Raw genomic sequence first — 21,510 nt, 5'->3', positions numbered from 1 at the left:
CGTTACCGTCGCTTCGAGTCATTCCGCCCTACACTTCCTGGTTCCCATGCCCCTCCGCCTGTTCCTGACCTCCGGCGATCTCATGGCCGACCGCCGCTTCGAGTTCGCGCGCGACCTCCAGCTCAAGGGCGATCTGCCCGCGGCCGCCGACCTGCTGGAGCAGGCGATCGAGCTGGCGCCCGACTTCACATCGGCCTGGTTCACGCTGGGCGAAATCCGGCAGCAGCTCGGCGAGCGCGACAAGGCGATCGCGGCGTTTCGAGAAGCGCGGAGGTGCGACCCCGGCGACCAGCACGGCGCCGGTCTGCATCTGATGCGGCTCGGCGTCGCCGAGATGGCGGAGATGCCTAAGGCCTATGTGCAGGCGCTGTTCGACCAGTACGCCCCGCGCTTCGAGCACGCGCTGATCAACGATCTCGGCTACCGCGCGCCGAGCCTGATCTTCAAGGCGGTGCTGGCCGCGCGCGTTGCCGCGAAGAAGCCGGCCTACTTCAAGCGCACCATCGATCTCGGCTGCGGCACCGGCCTTGCGGCCGCCGCCTTCGCCAAGCAGGTCGATCATTTCATCGGCATCGATCTGTCGCCCGGCATGATCAAGCAGGCCCGCGCTACCAACCTCTACGCCGAGCTCGAAGTCGCCGACATGATCGAGGGCCTGCGCACGAAGCATGACGCGAGCGCGAACCTCATCGTCGCGGCGGATGCGTTCGTCTATCTCGCCGATCTCGCGCCGGTGCTCGACGAAGCGAGCCGCGTGCTCGCATCAGGCGGCGTGCTCGCCTTCACGCTGGAGACGCATGACGGCAGCGGCATCGTTCTCGGCGAGGGTCTGCGTTATGCCCATCCAGCGGAATATGTCCGCGGCGCCATTGCCAAGGCGGGCCTGAAGCTGCTGACGCTGGAGCCGGCCTCGCCGCGCAACGAGAACAACGAGCCGGTGCGTGGCCTCGTCGTCGTCGCCGAGAAAACTTGAGTCTAGGCGCTGGGCGCCGCGCGATTTAAGCGTCATTGCGTCGCAAAGAAGCGACTTCCCACTTGCGAGCCGTGCTGCGTTGCCAGCACAATGCGCGCACCAGGGAGAAACAAGCAATGAAGAAGAATCCATCGCGGCGCGAATTCAACGCCGCCGCGCTTGCCACCATCGCCGCATCCACCTTGCCCGCGCCCTACGTCTGGGCCGCGGAGAAGAAATACGATGCGGGCGCCAGCGACACCGAGATCAAGATCGGACAGACCGTGCCGCATTCCGGCCCCGGCTCGCTCTACGGCGTGCTCGGACGAATCGGCGAAGCCTATTTCCAGATGCTGAACGAGAAGGGCGGCATCAACGGGCGCAAGATCAAGTTTCTTACCATGGACGATGCCTACAGCGCGCCGAAATGCGTCGAGGCGACGCGGCGCCTGGTCGAGCAGGAGGAAGTTCTCGCGCTCTACGGCTCGCTCGGGACCGCGCCGCAGACCGCCGTGCACAAATACCTGAACTCCAAGGGCGTGCCGCAGCTGCTGCTCAACACCGGCGCGTCGAAGTGGAACAATCCGAAAGAGTTCAAATGGACGATGGCGGGCCTGCCGCTGTATCCGACCGAGGCGCGCATCCTGGCCCGCCACGTCGTCAGCGTGAAGCCGAACGCGAAGATCGGCATCCTCTACCAGAATGACGATTTCGGCCGCGACTTCCTCGGTCCCTTCAAGAAGGTGCTGGCGGATGCCGGCGGCACCGCGCAGGTGATCATGGAGCAGACCTACGATCTCACCGAGCCGACCGTCGATTCGCAGCTCATCAACCTGTCGAAGTCGGGCGCCGACGTCTTCTACAACATCTCCACCGGCAAGGCCTCGTCGCAGTCGATCCGCAAGGTCGCCGAGCTCGGCTGGAAGCCGCTGCAGCTGTTGTCGGCCGGCTCGACCGGCCGCTCGATCCTCAGCGCGGCGGGCCTCGAGAACGCCACCGGCATCGTCGCCATCCGCTACAACAAGGAGGTCGGCCTGCCGAAATGGGAGAAGGATCCCGACGTGATGGCGTTCGAGGAATTGCGCAAGAAATACACGCCGGCGATCGACCCCGACAACACCATCGCCTTCGCCGGCTACGGCCAGGCCGTGACCATGGGCGAGATCCTGCGCCGCTGCGGCGACGAGCTCACCCGCGCCAACGTGCTGAAGCAGGCCTCGAACCTCAAGGGCTTCCACTCGCCCTACTTCCTCGACGGCGTCACCTACAGCTACACGCCGGAGGATTACACGCCGATGAAGACGCTGTTCATCTCCACCTTCACCGGCAAGGACTGGGACATCTCCGACAAGCCGATGTCGGAGTAGGCGAGGGCGCGGATCTACTGCTCCTCCCGTCCGCTCGCTGCAGGGCGATCGCATTTGAGCCAGGTTACCCTGCGGCCATCCTTCGAGACGCCCGCTTTAGGCGGGCTCCTCAAGATGAGGAACGGAGTGCGCGTCGGTCGCTTCAACAGGCGGCAATGCCGCTTAGCCTCATCCTGAGGAGCGCGCCCGAGTGCGCGTCTCGAAGGACGAGGCGCGCACTCGGGCGCTAAGCTGCGATCCTCAGTCGGTATGCCCGCGCCGCATTGACACCAAAAGCCTTGTCCCGCACCTGCGGGCCAAGCTTCGCCAGGCAGGCTTCCAGCGCGTTCTTGATCTCGCCGTAGCTTCCCGCAAGCAGGCACACCGGCCAGTCGGAGCCGAAGATCAGCCTGTCCTCGCCGAAACAGCTTGCGGCGTGTGCGACGAACGGAAACAGGCGCTCCGCATCCCAGTCGTTCCAAACTGCCTCGGTCGCAAGGCCCGAGATCTTGCACCAGACATTGCCGCAGGTCCCGAGCGCCTCGATGTGGCCCGACCATTCGGCGCTGCCGCCGTCCGCTATCGGCGGCTTGGCCGCGTGGTCGAGCACGAAGCGCGCTTGCGGAAAGGCCTGCGCGGTTGCGGTCGCGGCGGGCAGCTCGCGGGTGCGGACGAGGAAATCATAGGTGAGATCATGCGCGAACACAGCCGTGAGCCCGCGCTGGACGTCCTCGCGCAGCAGCCAATCGGGATCGGCTTCATCGTGCACCTGGTGGCGGATGCCGACCAGCTTGTCTCCGCCCGGCAAGCCGCGCAGCCGGGCGAGCGTATCGCTGAGCGCCCCGTCGGTCAGGTCGGCCCAGCCGACGACGCCGATCACCGACGGCGTCGCATGCGCGATCGCTAAGAATTCCTTGGTCTCCTCGATCGAGGAGCGGCATTGCACCACGATGCTGGCATCGATGCCGTTCGCCTTCAGCAATGGCGCCAGATCAGCCGGGCCGAACGCGCGGCGGATCGGCGCGAGCTCGTCCGCCGCCATCCAGGGATAGTCGGCGCGCGCCGGATCCCAGAAATGCTGGTGGGCATCGATGATCATGCCTTACGCTCCCGTCGGCAGCGGCACGCGCGCATCGACGAGGTTTCGCGCACGCAGCTCCTGCCAGAACGCGGCGGGCACCGTCTTCTCCGACATCGCGATGTTGTCGGCAACTTCCGCGGCATTGCGCGCCCCCATCACCGCGACCGTCACGGCCGGATGCGCCATGCAGAACTGGAGCGCGGCGGCCTTCAGCTCGGTGCCGTGCTTGCGGCAGAGCGCCTCGAGCTCCAGCGCCCGCGCCACCAGTGAGGCATCGGCATCCTGATAGTTGAACTTCGCGCCCGTGTGCGGATCGGCCAGAATGCCGCTGTTGTAGATGCCGCCGAGCAGGATGCCGATGTTCTGGGCCGTGCAGACCGGAAACAGCGCATCCAGCGCGCCCTGGTCGAGCAGCGTGTAGCGCCCGGCGAGCAGGAAGCAATCGACCGGCGCGGCTTCCGCGAATCGAACCAACATCTCCGACTGGTTCATGCCGGCGCCGATCGCCTTGACCGTGCCGTCCTCGCGCAGCCGCTGCAGCGCGCGGAAGGCACCTGTGACGGCCTCGTCAAAATGATCGTCGGGATCGTGCACCAGCATAACGTCGACGCGGTCGAGCCCGAGCCGGCGAAGGCTTTCCTCGACCGAGCGCATCACGCCGTCATAGCTGAAGTCGAACACCGGCCGCTCGCGCGACGTGCCCTTGTAGTGCTCGTCCTCAGTGGCCGCGCCTTCGGGCACGCGCAGCAGGCGGCCGACCTTGGTCGAGATGGCGTAGGACTCGCGCGGCTGTTGCCGCAGGAAGGCCCCGAGCCGCCGCTCGGCGAGGCCAAAGCCGTAGAGCGGCGCGGTATCGAAGAATCGCACCCCGAGCGACCAGGCGCGCGCGATCGTCGCCTCCGCATCGGCATCGCTCACAGGACTGAACAGACCGCCGAGCGGCGCGGAGCCGAGGCCGATTGAGGTGACGTCGAGCGAGCCGAGCCGCGATCGTTTCATTCCCATGGCCTTGTCTTCATTCCAACAGTCCAAATCATCTCTCCCGCTTGCGGAAACCGCAAGCGGGAGAGGCATGCAGGAACGCGGGGCTGGCGGGCGCTCCTACTTCAACATCTGCGCGACGTTGTCCTTGGTGACGAGATCGAGGCCGGTGTAGACGATCTCCGGCACCTTCTCGCCCTTCTTGATGGCGAGCAGCGTATCCATCGCTTTCTCGCCCATCTCGAACGGACGCTGGCCGACCAGCGCATTGGCATAGCCGTCGCGCAGCAGCTCGAGCTGCATCTTCAGCGTATCGGCGACGACCAGGGTGAACTTGCCGGAATCGATGTCCTTCTTGTTCCTGGACGCGAAGGCCTTGAAGCCTTCGGGAGCGAACATCGGCCAGCCGCCGATGGGCACGATCGCGGCGAGATCGGGCGTCGCGGTGCGCATATCAGTCATCTGCTGCACCGCCAGCGCGGGATCGTCGTTGCAGAACGTCGGGGAGCCCGCGACCTCGGCCCATTTCGAGCCCTTCAGCGCCTCGCGCACGCCATCGACGCGCTCGGCGAGGTTCTTGGCACCTGGTCCGCCGGAGACCATGGCGTATTTGCCGCCGTCGGGCCGCATCTTCAAGAGTTGCTTGCCGAGCGCGACGCCGAACTCCTTGTTGTTGGTGCCGATATAGGCGAGACGCTTGGAGCCGGGTGCGTCGGCATCGAAGGTGATGACGGGGATGCCGGCGGCGGTCGCCGCCTCGATCGACTTGGTCATGGCCGCGACGTCGGCGACCGAGATGGCGAGACCGTCGACCTTCTGGGTGACGAAGTCCTGGATGATCTGCGCCTGCGTCGCCGGCTCGTGCTCGACCGGTCCCTTGTAGATGCACTCGATGTTGCCGAGCTCCTTGGCACGCTTCAGGCAGCCGTCGCGCGCGAAGTCGAAGAACGGATTGTTCATCGCCTTCGGCACGATGACGAAGCGGTAGTTCGCGGCGAATGCCGGCGTCGCCATCATCGCAACCGCGATGCCGGCCAGAAGAAGTTTCCTCATTGTCTCCTCCACTCTTGTTTGGTGCCCGTCCTTTTCAAGATCGTCCGGGAAGCGGACGGGCGGCGTTTTCGTTGCCTTCCCGAGAACCACGTCAATTCAAGTCATCCGCGAGCGGATGCGGTCGACCAGCACGGCCAGGATGATGATCACCCCGACCAGCGTCTGCTGCCAGTAGGAGGAGACCTGCGCCAGCACGAGGCCGTTGCGGATCACCTCCAGCAGCACGCAGCCGACGATGGCGCCGAGCGGACCACCGATGCCGCCGGCAAGGTTGGCGCCGCCGATGACGGCGGCCGCGATCACGTTGAGCTCGTAGGAGGTCGCCATGTTGGCCGGCGCCGATCCGAGCCAGCCCGAGATGATGATGCCTTGCAGGCCGGCGGCGAGCGCGCAGATCACGTAGACCTCGATCTTCACCCGCACCACCGGAATGCCGGTCAGCTCGGCCGCCTTCTCGTTGCCGCCGAGCGCGAAGACGTGGCGGCCGAACGCGGTGTGGTGCAGCACCACGGCCATCGTGAGCGCGAGGACAACCAGATAGATGAACGGCACGGGCACGCCGAGCACGTCACCCGAGGTCGCGGCGTAGAAATAATCGGCGTCGGGCCCGCCCGGAAAGCTGCCGCGGCCGTTGGAGACGACATAGCCGAGCCCGCGCACGATCGAGAGCATGCCGAGCGTGGTGACGAAGGGCGATAGGCCGAGCACGGCGATGCAGAAGCCGTTGACGAGCCCGGCGATCAGCGCCACGCCGAGCCCGGCCAGGACCGAGACCAGCAGGATCAGCCCGGGCACGTTGGCCAGCACGGTCTTGCCGTCAGCCGCCATGTGCACGAACAAGGCGCCGGCGGGCGAGCCGGGCGACGACAGCTCGGTCATGACCATCGAGGTGATCATGGCGGAGAAGCACATCATCGAGCCGACCGAGAGGTCGATACCGCCGGTGATGATCACGAAGGTGACGCCGAGCGTGGCGATGGCGATGAAGGAGAAGTTCTTCGCCACGTTCTGCATGTTGCCTTCGGTGAAGAAATACGGGCTGGCGAAATGCATGATCACCAGCAGCACCGCCAGCGCGAGCAGCACGTAGCCGGTCTGCGAGGCGAAGATGCCGCGCTGCCACCATTTGATCCGGCCCACATTGGTGAAGCTGATCGGAGATTCCATGGGCATGGCCATTATGCCGCCTCCTTCGCGCCGGTGATGAGGGCGGTGACTTCCTCCGGCGAGGTCTGGTGGATCGGCTTGTCGGCGCGTTTCTCGCCACGGCGCATGACGATGACGCGGTCGCATACCGCGAACACGTCGGGCATGCGGTGCGAGATCAGCATCACGGCAACCCCCTGCTCCTTCAGCCGGTGAATCAGGCCGAGCACCTGCTCGACCTGACGCACCGAGATCGCGGCGGTCGGCTCGTCCATCATCACCAGCCGCGCGTTGGAGAGCCGCGTGCGCGCGATCGCAACCGCCTGGCGCTGGCCGCCGGACATCTGCTTGACGAGATCGTCGGGGCGCGTTTCCGAGCGCAGCTCGCCGAACAGCTCCAGCGCCCGCGCCGCCATTGCCTTGTGGTCGAGCAACGCGACCGGTCCGAACTTGCGCTTCAGCTCGCGGCCGAGGAACACGTTGGCCGCCGCCGTCAGATTGTCGGCCAGCGCGAGGTCCTGATACACGACCTCGATGCCGACCGCGCGGGCATCGACGGGCCGGCTGAAATGGACCGCGCTGCCGGCGAAACGGATCTCGCCATGGCTGGGACGGAAATTGCCGGCGATGATCTTGACCAGCGTCGACTTGCCCGCGCCGTTGTCGCCCATCAGGCCGACCACCTCCCCCGGCATGACCTGCAGGTCGACCTCGTGCAGCGCGCGGATGGCGCCGAATTCCTTGCCGATGCCGGTGAGCTCGAGCACCGGTGTGGTGTCAGTCTTCGTCATCAGCGGCGTTTCCTCAGACATAGCGGTTGACCAGGGATTCCAGATATTCCTGACGGCCCGAGCGCGGCTGCGGATCGAAGTCGGGAGACATGGCACGGTCGGCGAGATCGGCCAGCGAACGCTGACCGCCGAGAATGGCGCGGCCCTCTGGGCCCGCCCACCCCTCGTAGCGCTTTGCAAGCGGCGCACTCAGCGTGCCGGCGTCGACCATATCGGCGGCGGCGAGGAAGGCCCGCGCACAAGCATCCATCGAGCCGACATGGGCATGGATCAGATCGTCGGGATCAATCGACTGGCGGCGGATCTTGGCATCGAAATTGAGCCCGCCCGTGGTGAAGCCGCCGCGGTTCAGGATCTCGTGAAACACCAGCGCCAGCTCCGGCACGTTCATCGCGAACTGGTCGGTATCCCAGCCGAGCAGATCGTCGCCACGGTTGATGTCGAGCGAGCCGAACACGCCGAGCGCCTCGGCCAGCGCGACCTCGTGGTGGAAGGAATGGCCGGCGAGGATGGCGTGGTTCTGCTCGATGTTGAGCTTGACGTCTTTCAGCAGATCGTAACGTTCGAGGAAGCCGTAGCAGGTGGCGACGTCGAAATCATACTGGTGCTTGGTCGGCTCCTTCGGCTTCGGCTCGATCAGGACCGGACCCTTGAAGCCGATCTTGTGCTTGTGCTCGACGACGAGCGAGACGAAGCGGCCGAGCTGATCAAGCTCGCGCTTGAGATCGGTGTTGAGCAGCGTCTCATAGCCCTCGCGCCCGCCCCACAGCACATAGTTCTGGCCGCCGAGCCGGTGCGTCACCTCCAGCGCGGCGCGGACCTGGCCGGCCGCGTAGGTGAATATCTCGGGGTCGGGATTGGTCGCCGCACCCGCCATGTAGCGGCGATGCGTGAACAGGTTCGCAGTGCCCCAGAGCAGACGGACCTTAGCTGATGCCATCTTCGCTTCGAACAGGTCGGCGATCGCGTTGAGATTGGCGACGGACTCGGCGAGCGAAGCGCCCTCCGGCGCCGCGTCGACGTCGTGGAAGGTGAAGTAGGGCACGTCGAGGAGGCGGAACAGCTCGAAGGCGACATCGGCCTTGGCCCGCGCCTGCGCCATCGCATCGCTGCCGTGATGCCAGGGCCGCAGGAACGTCTCGCCGCCGAAGGGATCGCCGCCGGGCCAGCAGAACGAATGCCAATAGCAGACCGCAAAGCGCAAGTGATCCTCGAGCCTGCGGCCGTGGACCATGCGGTCCTTGTCGTACCAGCGGAACGCGGGCGCCGGTCCCGCGTCCTGGCCGGCAAAGGCGACAGGTGCGCTCGCATCGAAGAATTTGGCTGACGCGTTCACTTCAGAGGCTCCTTCAATGCGGGATAAAGCTCGCGCCATCGCCGATAGGCTTCGTCATAGGCGGCAGCGAGGGAAGCGCGGGGCGTGAAGCTCGCGAGCCGCCGCGGCCGGGTGCAGACCGTCTCGGGGCTCTCGCCGGTGGCCGCGAGCCGGCCGAGCCGCGCGGCGCCGAGGGCCGCTCCCACCTCGCCCTCCTCGACGCGGTGAACGGGAATGCCGAGCACGTCGGCACAGATCTGTGCCCATAGCGGCGAGCGCGAGCCGCCGCCGACGAGATCGACCTCGGCAATGGGCCCGCTCGCCGCGCTCAGCGCCGCCAGATTGTCGCGCGCGGCAAAGGCGACGCCTTCGAGCACGGCCTGGACGATCTGGCTGCGGCCGGTGGCACCGCGCAGGCCGACAAAGGCGCCGCTCGCGGCGGCATCGTTGTGCGGCGTGCGTTCGCCGTCGAGATAGGGCAGAAATCTGATCGGGCTCGGCGCATCGACGCGCTCGCCGAGCGGCGCCAGCAGCGTTGCAGCCGGCACCTCCATCACGCCGGAGAGCCAGGCCAGCGAAGCCGCAGCCGACAGCATCACGCCCATCTGATGCCAGAGGCCGGGCAGTGCGTGGCAGAAGGCGTGCACGGCCGCGGCCGGTGCCGGTGCGAAGCGATCGGTGACGCGGAACAGAACGCCTGATGTTCCCAGCGACAGGAAGGCATCGCCGGGCGCGATTGCGCCGAGCCCGATCGCGCTCGCGGCATTGTCGCCGGCGCCGCCCGCGACCACGACGTCCTTCCTCATGTCCCAGCGCTGCGCATAATCCGGCGCGAGCAGCGCGCTCGCCGCGCTGCCCTCGACGAGGCGCGGCATGTGATGGAGGTCGAGCCCGGTGGCGTGCAGCAGCAGGGCCGACCAACGCCGCTCGCCGACATCAAGCCACAGCGTGCCGGCGGCATCGGACATGTCCTCGACCATCTCGCCGGTGAGGCGATAACGCACATAGGCCTTGGGCAGCAGCACCTTTGCGACGCGCTCGAAAATTTTCGGCTCGTGCCGCGCGATCCACAGCAGCTTCGGCGCCGTGAAGCCGGGCATGGCCAGGTTGCCGGCGATCGCGTGCAGCGATGGACAGCGCCGCTCCAGCACCGCGCATTCGGCCTGCGAGCGGCCGTCATTCCAGAGGATCGCCGGGCGCAGCGGCTTGCCGTCCTCATCGAGCAGCGTCGCGCCATGCATCTGGCCGGACAGGCCGATGCCGCGAACTCTCGCTACTTCGCGCGGATGGCGGCTTGCGAGATCGTCGACCGCGCCGATCGCCGCATCGACCCAGGCATCGGGGTCCTGCTCGGACCACAGCGGCGCCGGATGCGACAGCGCGAGCTCGCGCGCGACGGTCGCGACGATCGCGCCGGCTTCGCTCACGAGCACCGCTTTCACGCCGGACGTGCCGATGTCCAGTCCGAGATACAAATCGTCCTCCTCTTTCCTCATTGCGCTGCACGATCTTGATGTCGCGCTTTTCGCTACGGCCCATTCGATAGCTAGGGCAGATTGTCCCGCATCACGATGTCGATCCTGATCTTCTCCTGTTCGCGCAAGATCGGCTCGCCGCGGGCGAGCGCGAGCAGCACGCGCACGGCGGCGCGCGCTTCATGCCCGGGGTTCTGCGAGATCGCGGCATCCATCACGCCCTGCAGCAGCAGGCGGCGCGTCAGCACGGTGACGTCGTGACCGACGAACACCACCTTGTCGCGGCCGGCATCGCTCAACGCCTTGTCGTTCAGCGCCTTGGCGACACCTTGGGTGCCGGCGCCGACATTATAGAGGCCGACGATGTCGGCATGCTTGGCGAGCAGCCGCGCCAGCACCTGCTCGGAGCGATCGTCCTGGTCGCGCCCTTCCAGCACCGGCAGCACGCTGAGACCGGGGAATTCCGAGGTCATCACCTGGTTGAAGCCGAAGATGCGTTCGGCATGGTCGCGCAGGCCCTGCGAGCCCGCGACGATCGCGACCTTGCCGGACTTCTGGCCGACCAGTCGTCCGACCAGCGCGCCGGCGGTGCGGCCCGCCGCGATGTTGTCGATGCCGACATAATGGTGGCGGCGCGACGACGGCACGTCCGACACCAGCGTCACCACCTGGGTGCCGGCATCGACGAGGTCGTTGATCGCGGCACGAACGCTGGGGTGATCCAGCGCCACCACGGCGACGCCGTCGCAATCGCCGGAGAGCGCCTCGAGCGAGGCCGCAAGCACGGAGGGATCGAACACGTCGGTTGCGACCATCTCGACGCTGAGGCGGCGGGCCGAGAGCCAGCCCGACATCTCGCCGAGATAGGCCTCGATCTGCTGCATGAACGGGTTCGGCCCCGACGGCATCACGAAGGCAAAGCGGCGGGCGCGGCCGCGGGCAAGCTCGGCGGCGGCGACATGGGGCTGGAACGAATTGCGCTCGATCGCCGCCTTGACGCGTCGCACCGTTTCGGGCCGCACGCCCGGCCGGTTGTGCAGGACGCGGTCCACCGTCGCGAGACTGACGCCCGCCTCGCGGGCGATGTCCTTCAGCGTCAGCGCACTCGCGGTCAGGGTCTCGGCCATGGCTGAAGGCTAGCAGAGGTGTTTTGAGGTACGCAACTCATTTTGTCGGACGGGAATGCGCTGCCGCGCGCAAACTGGCCGAAGCCCCGGCCGGCAGTCAGCCTTGGGTCAGATCGAGCGTCAGGAAAAAGCTATTGGGATCATCGCGATAACCCTCGAACGGGCCGCAGAGGACGAAGCCGTGGGCTTGGTAGAGCGCATGCGCCGGCTTGAAATAATCCCATGAACCGGTCTCGAGGCTGAGTCGCCTCAAGCCGCGCGCGCGGGCCTCCGCGATGATGTGGCGGAGCATCTGGCCGCCGAAGCCGCGCCGCCGCGTGGTCTGAAGCGTGTGCATCGACTTCACCTCGCCATGGACGGCCGAAAGCGTCTTCAACGCCCCGGTGGCGACGAGCAGCTCGCCGTCCCACCCGGTCCAGAACGCGACATCGTCGGCGCGAAGGCCCGCGAGGTCGAGCGCATGCGCGCTGCCCGGCGCGGTCTGCGCCCGCGCCGACGTGACGTGATGATCGAGCAGCGCGACGACGCGCGGATCGAAGGTGTCGCCGGTGCGGATCTGCATCGTCAGGGTCTCCACTCCATGATCTCACATCTTCCCGTAGGAGGAGCCGCGCCGTGTGATGATGACGTAGCGCGCGTCCTGCCTGGTTTCGTTCTCGAAGGTCACCGCACGCATCACGTCGAAATCCAGGCAGTCGCCCTCGCGCAGGCGCACCGTCTTGGCGTCGATATGCACGCAGACCGCGCCCTCCAGCATCAAGAGCTGCTGGGTGAAGGCGTTGCGACCCCAGGGGCTGTACGACACGCGCGCGCCGGCCGGCAGGTCGACGACGATGATCTCGATGCCGCTCGCCGCATCCGGCGGCGAGGCGTGCCGCCGGCGGTAGCCACTGTCGGGGTCGCGCCAATGCGGCTGGTCGGCGAGCCGCACCAGCCGCTCCGGCGGCTTCTCGGCGAGCGCGACGACGTCGCTGAGCGTGACATCGAGCGCTGCACAGAGCTTGTTGAGCAGCGAAGCCGTCGCACTGCTCTGCGCCCGTTCGACTCGCCCGATCATGGCCCGGCTGACCCCGGAGCGGCCGGCGAGCTCGTTCAACGTCATGCCCGCCTGCGTCCGCAGCGTCTTCAAGCGGCGACCGATCGCGCGGTCGAGTTTCTGCTGGTCCATCGCCTCTCATCCAGACATCACCCGGCGCAGGGACCGCATCCGCCGGGCGAGAGAAGCTTAAGGCGGGCGAGGCGGGCGTGCCGGGAGCGGCAGGCTAACATATTAGAATCTTTGCGAAGCCTGCAGCGCGGATTAGGATCCGCCGACCGCGATGACCGGGAGGCGATGACATGGGCGAGCCGACGCAGCGGACGATTAAAGCCAATGGCATCAGCCTCAACGTCGCCGAGCAGGGCAAGGGGCCAATGGTGCTACTCTGCCACGGCTTTCCGGAAGGCTGGTACTCCTGGCGGCACCAGCTCGAGGCGCTGGCAGCGGCCGGCTATCACGCGGTCGCGCCCGACATGCGCGGCTATGGCAAGAGCGATCGGCCTGAAGCGATCGATCAGTATACGATCCTCCACATGGTCGGCGATCTCGTCGGCGTGCTCGACGCCTTCGAGGCGAAGGATGCCGTCATCGTCGGGCACGACTGGGGCGCGACGATCGCCTGGCACACGGCGCGCCTGCGGCCTGATCGCTTTCGCGCCGCCGCCATCCTCAGCGTACCCTATCGGCCACGAAGCCCAGTGCGGCCGACGAGCGTCATGCCGCAGACGGCGGATACGCAGTTCTATCAGCTTTACTTCCAGGAGCCGGGCGTCGCCGAAGCGGAATTCGAGCGCGATCCGCGCGCAACGCTCGGCGCCATGCTCTATGGCGGCTCCGGCGAGGGAGCGGCGGCGATCCGCGCCAATGCCGAGCGTCAGGGCCGGACCGTCGGCGTCGGCATGGTCTCTCGCAAGGACGGGATGCTGCCGAAGGTGCAGGTGCCGCTTCCGTCGTGGCTGAGCGCCGCCGACCTCGACTATTACGGCGCCGAATTCGCCCGCAGCGGATTTCGCGGGCCGCTCAACTACTACCGCAACATCGATCGCAACTGGGAGCTGATGGGTGCCTTCGAGGGCGTGAAGGTGACCGTGCCTTCGCTCTTCATCGCCGGCGATCATGACATGGTCGTCGCCTTCCCCGGCGCGGCCGAGCAGCTCGCCAACATGAAGCAATGGGTGCCGCAGCTGCGCGAGGTCAAGATGCTGCCCGGCTGCGGACACTGGACGCAGCAGGAGCGGCCGGCGGAGGTGAACGCGGCGATTGTGGAGTTTCTGCGAAGTCTGAAGTAAGCGTTGGAGCGGGCGAAGGGAATCGAACCCTCGTATGCAGCTTGGGAAGCTGCCGTTCTACCATTGAACTACGCCCGCGGATGCGCGAAGCCGCGCGCCTCCTGATTAGCCGAGACGGCGCCTGCCGCCAAGCGGTTTGGCGTGCCCGGCAGAACGCTTCTTAACGGTTTGGCAAGATTCCTGGTGCGCCGGATTGTGGCGGTGTTATGATCGGATGTCTGGGGAGAAACGTGCACTGAGTGGGGCGTGTGCATGGTGGGGCGCGGCTATTCGATATTCGACACGGCCATAGGCCGCTGCGGCATCATCTGGAGCGGCACCGGCGTCGTCGCGGTGCAATTGCCGGAAGCGCGGGAGATCGACACCCGCCGCCGGATCTTCCAGGTCCATCCCGAGGCGCGCGAGCAGCGGCCGTGCGAAAATGCCGAGCTTGCGATCGAGGGCATCACGGCCCTGCTGCAGGGCCGCGATCCCGATTTTTCCGAGGTCAGCCTGGATGCCGGCGGCGTGCCCGGCTTCAACCGGCGCGTCTATGAGTTCGCCTGCTCGATTCCGCGCGGCGAGACGCGCACCTATCACGAGGTCGCCAAGGCGCTGGGTGCCTCAGGCGCGGCGCATTCGGTGGCGCAGGCGATCGCCAAAAATCCCTACATGTTGATCGTGCCCTGCCACCGGGTGCTGGAGGCCGGCAATTACACCGACCGGCTCTCGCCCTATGGCGGGGTGATCTCCAAGCGGCGGCTGCTGGCGCTGGAGGGCGCCCACCCCGTCGCCAGCAAGACGCTGTTCGAGGTGCTGCTGCCCGTTGCTCCGCCGAGGCCGTCCACCTAGATAAGGCGGCATGGACGCGACCACATTGCTGACGTCACAATCGATCACGGTCTGCGAGTTTCGCTGCGATGCGGGACCGGACGATACACCGTTTGCCGAATGCCGCACCGGGCATTCCATTGCCTATGTCCGCTCGGGCAGCTTCGGCTGCAATTGCCGCGCCGGGTTCTTCGAGCTGGTGGCGGGCTCGATGCTGGTCGGCGCGCCCGGCGAGGAATACACCTGCACCCATGAGCATGTCAGCGGCGACGTCTGCCTGTCGTTCTTCCTCAGCGACGACATGGTCGATGGCCTCAATGGGCGGCGCGAGGTCTGGCAGATCGGCGCCACGCCGCCGCTGCCCGAATTGATGGTGCTGGGCGAGCTTGCCCAGACGGCGGCAGACGGCAACAGCGACATCGGCCTCGACGAGGTCGGCCAGATCCTGGCCGGCCGGTTCGTCGAAATCGTCTCGGGCAGGCCGCGCAAGCCGGCCACGCCCAATGCGCGCGACCGCCGCCGCGCAGTGGAGGCCGCGCTGTGGATCGACGACAATTCGCATCAAGAGGTCGATCTCGAACAGGCCGCCAGGCAGGCGGGCCTCAGCCCGTTCCACTTCCTGCGGCTGTTCTCCAGCGTGCTCGGCGTCACCCCGCATCAATATCTGGTGCGCTCGCGGCTGCGGCACGCGGCACGGCTGCTCGCCGACGACGACATCGCGGTCACTGACGTCGCCTATGACGTCGGTTTCGGCGATCTCTCCAACTTCGTCCGCACCTTCCACCGCGCGGCGGGCGTATCGCCGACCAGGTTTCGCCAGGCCTCGAAGGGGATGCGCAAGATTCTCCAAGAGCAGCTTGCCCTCCATTGACTAGCTTCGTCTCCGGCGCGCGCCACTTTCGGCGCGCTTTGCACATGGAGACGAACATGTACGATCACATCGGACTTCGCGTTGCCGACCTCGACGCCGCGACGCGCTTCTACACCGCGGTGCTGGCGCCGCTCGGCTACGTGCTGTGCTCCAGCGGCGACGGCTATGCCGGCTTCGGGCCGAAGGACGCGCCGGCGCTGTGGCTGCACCTCAACAAGGGCCGCAAGGCCGATGGCGCGCACATCGCGTTTCGCGCCGGCAGCCATGACGCGGTCAAGGCGTTCCACAGCGAAGGGCTGAAGAGCGGCGGCCGCGACAATGGCGGCGCCGGACCGCGCAAGGATTACAGCCCGACCTATTACGCGGCCTTCCTGATCGATCCTGATGGAAACAATGTCGAGGCGGTTTGTAGCTAAGCGCTCCAACCGCCGGCTCCGTCATTGCGAGGAGCTCTTGCGACGAAGCAATCCAGACTGTCTCCGCGGAAACATCGCTGGATTGCTTCGCTGCGCTCGCAATGACGGCGTGTGTGGCAACCTCCTGACAACATCAAGGGCAGCTTCATGGCCTCCATCCACAACGACATCCCCCTACCCGCCGCGGCGAACGACGTCTGGGACGCGGTTCGCGATTTCGGCGCGCTGCATGAACGGCTGGTGCCCGGCTTCGTCACCGCCTGCACGCGCGACGGCGATGCGCGCATCGTCACCTTCGCCAACGGTTCGGTGGCACGCGAGGTGCTGGTCGATTGCGACGACGCGCGCCGGCGTCTCGTCTACGCCATCAGCAACGAACGGCTGAAGCACTACAGCGCCGCGGTGCAGGTGATCGCCGACGGCGAGCGGAGATGCCGCCTGGTCTGGACCATCGACATGCTGCCGAACGAGCTTGCAGCTTACGTCCAGGAACAGACCAAGGACGCTGTCACTGCCCTGCACGAGGCGTTTCCGGCTGCCGCGGCCTGACCGCACTCTGTGAGTTTTCGCACAGAGCTCCGCCCTCGCCGGCCGCAATGATGGTCGCGTGCGTCCGGTTGGCCCCGCTGTCCCGGCGGGGCTGCGCACGCGAGGAGCATGCCATGAGAGGTGCGGACAAGGTGATCTGCCAGGCGGCCGCCGTGCTGCTGCTGTTTTCCGCCGCAAGCACGCCGGCGAAGGCGCAGTTCGCCGGATTCGGCGGAGGCGGCGAGGACATGATGACCCAGATGGCGCCGATGCTGGAGATGATGAAGGCGAAGATGGGCAAGCGCCGCTTCGCCATGATGATGCAGACCATGGGCCCGATGATGAGCCGCATGATGGAGAACGGCGGCGGCGGACTTGGTGGCATGATGGGCGGCGGCTTCGGCGCGCCGAATTACGGCGGCTACGCGCCGATGGGCGGAAGCGGCTATATGCCGACCGGGCTCGGCGGCATGGGCGGCGGCGACATCATGGGCATGCTCGGCGGCGCCGGTGGCGGCGACATGATGGCGATGATCCCGCAATTGATGCGGCTCGCCAATACCGGCGGCGGCAGCAGCCATCGCCGCCATAAGCATCGCTAGTCGGAGGCACCCGACAGCGCTGGCCTGATCGCAGGCGTGCTCGCGCGCGGTCCCCAGCGCGTCAGCACGACGCTGGAGGATGAGAGCAGGCCGAGCACGACCATCGAGCTCGCGGCCAGCCAGAAAAAGCTCTGCGCGGTGGCCTCGTGGGTCGACAGCCACCAGCCGACGGCCGAGATGTAGACCAGCCGCGCCGTCTGCGCCAGCACCGGCCCGATCACCTTGGCCGCACCTTGCGAGGAGAAGTACATCACCGTGGCGATGCCGAAAAAGGCGTAGAACGGTCCGACCGTCGAGAGATATTGATGGCTCGCCGCGCGCACTTCCGCGCTGTCGGTGAAGATGTCGATCCAGAGGTCGGGGAACATCGCAACGAGGCAGGCCGGTGCGCCGACGGCGACGAAGGCAGCCGCACTGGCGATCCAGGCGATGCGCCGGGCGCGTGCGATGTTGCCGGCGCCGATCGCCATCCCGACCATCGGCACGCAGGCGATGCCGAACGAGAACGCGATCGAGGTCAGCAGGAATTCGAGCCGCGCACCGATGCCGTAGCCGGCGAGGATCGTGGTGCCGAACTGCGCCAGCATGTGGGTGAAGATCGAGATCGTCAGCACCGATTGCAGCGGCGAGAAGCAGGCGATGGCGCCGACCTTGAGGATGTCGAAAAACATCGCCCATTGGATGCGCAGGCCGCGCAGCTTCGGTGTGACACGCGCGCGCCCGGAGAACAGGTACCAGCCCATGATGCAGATGTTCATGGAATAGGCGATCAGCGCACCGGCCGCGACGCCGTGCATGCCGAACTGCGGCACCGGCCCGAGCCCGAGGCCGAGCGTGCCGCCGAGCACGATCTGCCAGGCCGCGGAGTTGATGATCAGGAACGAGGGCAGCTTCATGTTGCCGGTGCCGCGCAGCACGCCGGCCATGGTGTTGAGCAGCCAGGGCAGCACGGCGCCGCCGAAAAACACCTGCGTGTAGGCAACCGCATGGGTCAGCACATCGCCGCGGCCGCCGAGCATCTCCAACACCTTGGGCCCGAAGATCAGCATGCTCAGCATGAAGACGAGGCCGAAGCTGATGCCGATCAGCATCGCGTGCGCGGCGAGCGTGCCGGCGCGCTCGCGATCGCCGGCACCGAGCGCGCGTGCAATGGCGGACGCCACCGCGCCGCCCATGGCGCCGCCCGACATCGTCATGGTCAGGATGATGGTCGGGAACACCAGCGCCATCGCCGCCAGCGCCTCGACACCGAGCCGGCCGATATAGGAGGTTTCCGCGATCACCGTGCAGGTGCCGGCCGACAGCGCGATCGCGTTGGGCCAGGCAAGGCCGAGCAGCGTGCGCAGGATCGGCCCGTCTACAAGCGCGCTTCGCACCGGCGGCGGCGGCAGCGGACGCTCTTGCTCATCGACCGGGATTTCGGCGATGTCGGACATGTCCTCTCCGGGGCACGGGCGCCCCTTGCGGCGCGGCAATGCTTGGGTGTGCCAATCAATTCATTCGCGCGAGGGCGCCGGGAGGCTTGTTAGCACGGCCATGGCCGATTCCTCCTGCGCCCGATGCAGGCGTGCCCTGCGGCAGCGCATTTCGATGGATCGTTTGCTCCCTCTCCCCGCAAGCGGGGCGAGGTGCCCCCCGGCGGCAGCGTGGCCTACCCGATCGTCCAGACCAGCGGCGGACGGCCGCCGGCTGCCGCGCGCAGATTCACGACGATATGCCGCCCGCATCCCGCAGCCAGGCCTTCGAACAATCCCTCCAGCACTCTGGCGCAAGCGGGATGATAGTCGGCAATGTCGTCCATCAACTTCCAGCTCTGCTGGCGGATTTCGGAGCTGCCTTCAGACGTCGTACTCTCAGCCGCATCATCCTGCGCGGCAAGCAGCGCGTTCAGGAACGCGGCGAATTCGCTTGCCCCGCCGCGGCTCATCGCCAGCGCGGCTGCGACGTCGTCGAAATATTGCATCCCGATCAGCTTGCCGGTGAGGTGCAGCAGGTAGCCGGCGTCTTCAGGACCGAACAGCTGCACCATGACCGGCGCCGCCGTGCGCACATATTCCATCGCGTAATTGCGATAGGCTTTTTCCAGACGCGGTTTCGGCCAGCTCGCCACGGGAAGCGCCGGCGCGGTCTTCGCATCGAACAGCGGCGCTTCGAGGTGGCGCGCGAACACCAGCCGCTGGTCCGGCTCGAGCGGATGATCGTATTGGTGATAGTAGCCCTCCAGCCCGTCCTGGCCGTCGACGCTCTGCTTGGTGCAGACGAAGCCGAGCCTGAGATCGCCGAGGGCTGCGCCATTATTGGCGTGCCAGCCGCGCAGCATCGCGCGCGAGACCTCGCCCGGCACGCCGCAGATCGCGGTGCCCTTCCAGATCCAGCGCGGCGGCGGATAGCGGATCCAGGCCTTGGCGTCGCTCTCGTACATGTACTCGACATGCACGCCGCCGATCCAGTTGGAGAGATAGTGATATTGCGCGGCCGCCACCGCCGGCGGCAGATGATCGATCCCGAGCTTCGCAAGCCCCGGCAGAAAGCGCTCCTGCTGCTGGCGGCGAAACACGCGGAAAACGAACTCGGCGGCGTCAGCGGTGCCACGCCGCGTCACGACGGTGAGGATGAGCCCGGTGAAATATGCGTGATAGAGGTCGGCGACCGCGCGCCAGCGCTTCCATTGGGCTTCCTGCGCGGCGTCTACAGCGGCGGCCATGTTCGCTCCCGATCGTTGTTTCGATCGAGTGTGTCACTGCACCCCGCGGCAGGCAACATCACGCCCATGCAGAGCGCCCTGCGCGATTGCCCGTCAATTCCGCATCACGAAGTTTGCGGCGGCGCCTTGGCCGCGCGCTCACGCTCGACCCGCTCGGTGACATCGCGCGCCATCGCCACGGATCCGAGGACGTTGCCCGCGGAATCCCGCACCAGGGCGAACGTCATCTCGATGTAGAGCTTGCGTCCGCTCTTGTGCAGCGCGCGGGTCAGCGTCGGCTTGCCCGCAAGCTTCATGCTGCCGCTCGCGAGCGCGGCCTCGAAGCCCTTCCAGTGCGCGGCGCGCAGATGCTCGGGAATGATCAGGTCCAGGTTCTGGCCGAGCGCTTCCGCAGCGGAGAAGCCGAACAGGGCCGCCGCGGCACCGTTCCAGCGCATGATCGTGCCCGAGCGATCCGAATAGATCAGCGCATCCGCGACGCCTTCGGCGATCCTTGCATCGAGTTCGGATGGATTGGTCATGTGGTCACCTCGTAGCCCGGATGAAGCGCAGCGTAGTCCGGGATCGTGCCACAAGTGCAACCGCCCCGGATTTCGCTTCCGCTCCATCCGGGCTACAGGATCGGGCTACACCCGAAAATGCTTCGATAGTTTGAGGCCCTGGGCCTGGTAGTTGGAACCGATACGCTGGCCGTACATCGCATCAGGACGGGCCAGCATCTTCTCGTAGACGAGACGGCCGACGATCTGGCCGTGCTCGAGGATGAACGGCACTTCGCGCGAGCGCACCTCCAGCACGGCGCGCGCGCCCTGTCCGCCGGCGCCGGCATAGCCGAAGCCGGGATCGAAGAATCCGGCGTAATGCACCCGGAACTCGCCGACCAGGGGATCGAACGGCACCATCTCCGCGGCGTAGTCGGGCGGCACCTGCACGGCTTCCTTGGAGGCGAGGATGTAGAACTCGCCGGGATCGAGGATCAGGCTGCCGTCGGGACGGGCCGACATCGGCTCCCAGAAATCCTCCACCGCATAGCCGGAGCGGCGATCGACGTCGACGACGCCGGTGTGGCGCTTGGCGCGATAACCGACGAAGCCGCCCGCTTTCTCGCCGGACAGGTCGACGGAGACGGCAACGCCGCCGGAGAGATCGGCATCGTCGACATCGACCAGACGCTCGGCGGCGTGCAAGCCGTCGAGCTCGTCGGCGTTGAGGATGGCATCACCGGTGCGGAAGCGCACCTGGGACAGGCGCGAGCCCTCGCGCACCAGCACCGGGAACGTCTTCGGGCTGATCTCGGCATAGAGCGGACCGTGATAGCCGGCGCCGATCATGTCGAAGCGGCGGGTGCCGTCGGCGATCACGCGGGTGAAGACGTCGAGCCGGCCGGTGGAGCTCTTGGGGTTCGCGGCTGCGACGATCTCCGGCGGCAGCGCGAGGCTTTCCAGCAGCGGCACGATGTAGACGCAGTTGGTCTCCAGCACCGCGCCGTCGGCGAGGCTGAACTCGTGCAGCTTCAATTCGTCGATGCGCTCGGCGACGGTGGCGCCGGGGCCGGGCAGGAAGCTGGCGCGGACGCGATAGGCGATGTCGCCGAGACGCAGATCGAGGCTGGCCGGCTGGATCTGGCTCTCGACGAAGTCGTAGGCGGGCCGGATGAGCCCTGCCTCCGCCATCGCCGCGATCATGCGGTCGGGCAGGATACCATTGGCGTCGGGCGCGACCGTGAACGTCAACCGGGGTCCTCATCAGGGGTCAGATGCATCCGGACATGCCGGAAATACAGGTCTTTTACGGCTATCCGATGGACGCCTTGACGGAAAGGGCATTGCCGAATATGAGCATCACTTATCCCGTGGTGATTTGAGCCGGCCGGCTTGCAGCCACGTTAAATAAGTCGCTAAACAGGCCGGGGACCTCTGTGATCCCGGCCCGTGGAGATATCCAGGCCGGTTTTTTTGTGACCGCTTTCGACGAGGCGGTCATG

22 protein-coding genes, 1 tRNA gene and 1 riboswitch are annotated in these 21,510 nt (G+C 66.7%); of the genes, 8 read left to right on the top strand and 15 right to left on the bottom strand.

Going from position 1 to position 21,510, the window contains the following annotated elements; translation table 11 throughout:
* Positions 1-46 precede the first annotated feature (46 nt).
* A complete protein-coding gene (locus WI560_RS02235; RefSeq protein WP_375306723.1) occupies positions 47-973 on the top strand; it encodes a methyltransferase domain-containing protein in 927 nt (308 codons plus the stop codon).
* A gap of 116 nt (positions 974-1,089) precedes the next feature.
* Positions 1,090-2,319, top strand: coding sequence for an ABC transporter substrate-binding protein (locus WI560_RS02230; RefSeq protein WP_257197618.1), 1,230 nt, complete (start codon positions 1,090-1,092; stop codon positions 2,317-2,319).
* 226 nt (positions 2,320-2,545) lie between these two features.
* Here the strand turns inward: WI560_RS02230 and WI560_RS02225 are convergent, their stop codons facing one another.
* The 10 genes from WI560_RS02225 to WI560_RS02180 form a co-directional block, all read right to left on the bottom strand.
* Positions 2,546-3,397 (bottom strand): amidohydrolase family protein, encoded by an 852-nt coding sequence (locus tag WI560_RS02225; RefSeq protein WP_375306722.1) that lies wholly within the window; start codon positions 3,395-3,397, stop codon positions 2,546-2,548.
* A 3-nt stretch (positions 3,398-3,400) separates the two neighbouring features.
* On the bottom strand, positions 3,401-4,378 hold the full coding sequence (locus tag WI560_RS02220; RefSeq protein ID WP_375308972.1) for an aldo/keto reductase: 978 nt from the start codon (positions 4,376-4,378) through the stop codon (positions 3,401-3,403).
* A 102-nt stretch (positions 4,379-4,480) separates the two neighbouring features.
* Complete coding sequence (locus tag WI560_RS02215; RefSeq protein WP_257178546.1) at positions 4,481-5,413, bottom strand: sugar-binding protein; 933 nt, start codon at positions 5,411-5,413, stop codon at positions 4,481-4,483.
* Between the two features lie 96 nt (positions 5,414-5,509).
* Entirely contained in the window at positions 5,510-6,592 is a 1,083-nt protein-coding gene (locus WI560_RS02210) for an ABC transporter permease (protein ID WP_375306721.1), read from the bottom strand.
* The gene (locus WI560_RS02205) at positions 6,592-7,350 is read right to left on the bottom strand and encodes an ATP-binding cassette domain-containing protein (RefSeq protein ID WP_375306720.1); all 759 of its coding nucleotides are present in this window, start codon (positions 7,348-7,350) and stop codon (positions 6,592-6,594) included. The genes WI560_RS02210 and WI560_RS02205 overlap by 1 nt, the downstream gene beginning before the upstream one ends.
* 13 nt (positions 7,351-7,363) lie before the next feature.
* Positions 7,364-8,686: a xylose isomerase gene (gene xylA / locus WI560_RS02200; protein ID WP_257178549.1), complete on the bottom strand. Its 1,323-nt coding sequence runs from the start codon at positions 8,684-8,686 to the stop codon at positions 7,364-7,366.
* On the bottom strand, positions 8,683-10,140 hold the full coding sequence (gene xylB / locus WI560_RS02195) for a xylulokinase (RefSeq protein ID WP_375306719.1): 1,458 nt from the start codon (positions 10,138-10,140) through the stop codon (positions 8,683-8,685). Before xylB ends, xylA begins: the two co-directional genes overlap by 4 nt.
* Before the next feature lie 71 nt (positions 10,141-10,211).
* Positions 10,212-11,267 (bottom strand): LacI family DNA-binding transcriptional regulator, encoded by a 1,056-nt coding sequence (locus WI560_RS02190; protein WP_375306718.1) that lies wholly within the window; start codon positions 11,265-11,267, stop codon positions 10,212-10,214.
* 97 nt (positions 11,268-11,364) lie between these two features.
* Positions 11,365-11,829, bottom strand: coding sequence for a GNAT family N-acetyltransferase (locus WI560_RS02185; protein WP_375306717.1), 465 nt, complete (start codon positions 11,827-11,829; stop codon positions 11,365-11,367).
* Between the two features lie 24 nt (positions 11,830-11,853).
* Positions 11,854-12,435, bottom strand: a complete 582-nt coding sequence (locus tag WI560_RS02180) for a helix-turn-helix domain-containing protein (RefSeq protein ID WP_375306716.1) — start codon at positions 12,433-12,435, stop codon at positions 11,854-11,856.
* A gap of 170 nt (positions 12,436-12,605) precedes the next feature.
* On the opposite strand from WI560_RS02180, the gene WI560_RS02175 reads away from it, so the two are divergent.
* On the top strand, positions 12,606-13,595 hold the full coding sequence (locus tag WI560_RS02175; protein ID WP_375306715.1) for an alpha/beta fold hydrolase: 990 nt from the start codon (positions 12,606-12,608) through the stop codon (positions 13,593-13,595).
* Between the two features lie 4 nt (positions 13,596-13,599).
* Here the strand turns inward: WI560_RS02175 and WI560_RS02170 are convergent.
* Positions 13,600-13,673: transfer RNA gene (locus WI560_RS02170), tRNA-Gly, on the bottom strand.
* Between the two features lie 174 nt (positions 13,674-13,847).
* Between WI560_RS02170 and WI560_RS02165 the strand changes: the two genes are divergently transcribed.
* The 5 genes from WI560_RS02165 to WI560_RS02145 all read left to right on the top strand — a co-directional run bounded on the left by WI560_RS02165 (position 13,848) and on the right by WI560_RS02145 (position 16,822).
* Complete coding sequence (locus WI560_RS02165) at positions 13,848-14,426, top strand: methylated-DNA--[protein]-cysteine S-methyltransferase (protein ID WP_257178556.1); 579 nt, start codon at positions 13,848-13,850, stop codon at positions 14,424-14,426.
* Between the two features lie 10 nt (positions 14,427-14,436).
* Positions 14,437-15,276, top strand: coding sequence for a helix-turn-helix transcriptional regulator (locus WI560_RS02160; RefSeq protein ID WP_375306714.1), 840 nt, complete (start codon positions 14,437-14,439; stop codon positions 15,274-15,276).
* A gap of 56 nt (positions 15,277-15,332) precedes the next feature.
* On the top strand, positions 15,333-15,692 hold the full coding sequence (locus WI560_RS02155) for a VOC family protein (protein ID WP_028138955.1): 360 nt from the start codon (positions 15,333-15,335) through the stop codon (positions 15,690-15,692).
* Between the two features lie 147 nt (positions 15,693-15,839).
* Positions 15,840-16,241 (top strand): SRPBCC family protein, encoded by a 402-nt coding sequence (locus tag WI560_RS02150; RefSeq protein WP_375306713.1) that lies wholly within the window; start codon positions 15,840-15,842, stop codon positions 16,239-16,241.
* Between the two features lie 113 nt (positions 16,242-16,354).
* On the top strand, positions 16,355-16,822 hold the full coding sequence (locus WI560_RS02145; protein WP_375306712.1) for a hypothetical protein: 468 nt from the start codon (positions 16,355-16,357) through the stop codon (positions 16,820-16,822).
* Here the strand turns inward: WI560_RS02145 and WI560_RS02140 are convergent.
* The 4 genes from WI560_RS02140 to WI560_RS02125 all read right to left on the bottom strand — a co-directional run bounded on the left by WI560_RS02140 (position 16,819) and on the right by WI560_RS02125 (position 21,259).
* The gene (locus tag WI560_RS02140; protein WP_375306711.1) at positions 16,819-18,258 is read right to left on the bottom strand and encodes an MATE family efflux transporter; all 1,440 of its coding nucleotides are present in this window, start codon (positions 18,256-18,258) and stop codon (positions 16,819-16,821) included. The two genes, WI560_RS02145 and WI560_RS02140, sit on opposite strands and share 4 nt — an antisense overlap.
* Before the next feature lie 215 nt (positions 18,259-18,473).
* The gene (locus WI560_RS02135; protein ID WP_375306710.1) at positions 18,474-19,526 is read right to left on the bottom strand and encodes a hypothetical protein; all 1,053 of its coding nucleotides are present in this window, start codon (positions 19,524-19,526) and stop codon (positions 18,474-18,476) included.
* Between the two features lie 104 nt (positions 19,527-19,630).
* Positions 19,631-20,047: a PAS domain S-box protein gene (locus WI560_RS02130; protein WP_257197594.1), complete on the bottom strand. Its 417-nt coding sequence runs from the start codon at positions 20,045-20,047 to the stop codon at positions 19,631-19,633.
* Positions 20,048-20,152: 105 nt separating this feature from the next.
* On the bottom strand, positions 20,153-21,259 hold the full coding sequence (locus tag WI560_RS02125; protein ID WP_028138961.1) for a 2'-deoxycytidine 5'-triphosphate deaminase: 1,107 nt from the start codon (positions 21,257-21,259) through the stop codon (positions 20,153-20,155).
* 109 nt (positions 21,260-21,368) lie between these two features.
* A riboswitch (SAM riboswitch) is annotated at positions 21,369-21,448 on the top strand.
* Positions 21,449-21,510 lie beyond the last annotated feature (62 nt).

It is taken from the genome of Bradyrhizobium sp. A11, from assembly GCF_042077125.1.
GTDB lineage: Bacteria > Pseudomonadota > Alphaproteobacteria > Rhizobiales > Xanthobacteraceae > Bradyrhizobium > Bradyrhizobium japonicum_B.
Note: the sequence above shows the minus strand (reverse complement) of the source record. Positions and strands in the feature narration are given on the sequence as shown.

Coding starts and splice junctions, on each gene's coding strand:
- WI560_RS02160 (WP_375306714.1), top strand. CDS start 14,437: ATGGACGCGACCACATTGCTGACGTCACAATCGATCACGGTCTGCGAG.
- WI560_RS02205 (WP_375306720.1), bottom strand. CDS start 7,350: ATGACGAAGACTGACACCACACCGGTGCTCGAGCTCACCGGCATCGGC.
- WI560_RS02155 (WP_028138955.1), top strand. CDS start 15,333: ATGTACGATCACATCGGACTTCGCGTTGCCGACCTCGACGCCGCGACG.
- WI560_RS02145 (WP_375306712.1), top strand. CDS start 16,355: ATGAGAGGTGCGGACAAGGTGATCTGCCAGGCGGCCGCCGTGCTGCTG.
- WI560_RS02135 (WP_375306710.1), bottom strand. CDS start 19,526: ATGGCCGCCGCTGTAGACGCCGCGCAGGAAGCCCAATGGAAGCGCTGG.
- WI560_RS02225 (WP_375306722.1), bottom strand. CDS start 3,397: ATGATCATCGATGCCCACCAGCATTTCTGGGATCCGGCGCGCGCCGAC.
- WI560_RS02210 (WP_375306721.1), bottom strand. CDS start 6,592: ATGGCCATGCCCATGGAATCTCCGATCAGCTTCACCAATGTGGGCCGG.
- WI560_RS02180 (WP_375306716.1), bottom strand. CDS start 12,435: ATGGACCAGCAGAAACTCGACCGCGCGATCGGTCGCCGCTTGAAGACG.
- WI560_RS02130 (WP_257197594.1), bottom strand. CDS start 20,047: ATGACCAATCCATCCGAACTCGATGCAAGGATCGCCGAAGGCGTCGCG.
- WI560_RS02220 (WP_375308972.1), bottom strand. CDS start 4,378: ATGAAACGATCGCGGCTCGGCTCGCTCGACGTCACCTCAATCGGCCTC.
- WI560_RS02235 (WP_375306723.1), top strand. CDS start 47: ATGCCCCTCCGCCTGTTCCTGACCTCCGGCGATCTCATGGCCGACCGC.
- WI560_RS02150 (WP_375306713.1), top strand. CDS start 15,840: ATGGCCTCCATCCACAACGACATCCCCCTACCCGCCGCGGCGAACGAC.
- WI560_RS02190 (WP_375306718.1), bottom strand. CDS start 11,267: ATGGCCGAGACCCTGACCGCGAGTGCGCTGACGCTGAAGGACATCGCC.
- WI560_RS02140 (WP_375306711.1), bottom strand. CDS start 18,258: ATGTCCGACATCGCCGAAATCCCGGTCGATGAGCAAGAGCGTCCGCTG.
- WI560_RS02230 (WP_257197618.1), top strand. CDS start 1,090: ATGAAGAAGAATCCATCGCGGCGCGAATTCAACGCCGCCGCGCTTGCC.
- WI560_RS02165 (WP_257178556.1), top strand. CDS start 13,848: ATGGTGGGGCGCGGCTATTCGATATTCGACACGGCCATAGGCCGCTGC.
- WI560_RS02175 (WP_375306715.1), top strand. CDS start 12,606: ATGGGCGAGCCGACGCAGCGGACGATTAAAGCCAATGGCATCAGCCTC.
- WI560_RS02215 (WP_257178546.1), bottom strand. CDS start 5,413: ATGAGGAAACTTCTTCTGGCCGGCATCGCGGTTGCGATGATGGCGACG.
- WI560_RS02185 (WP_375306717.1), bottom strand. CDS start 11,829: ATGCAGATCCGCACCGGCGACACCTTCGATCCGCGCGTCGTCGCGCTG.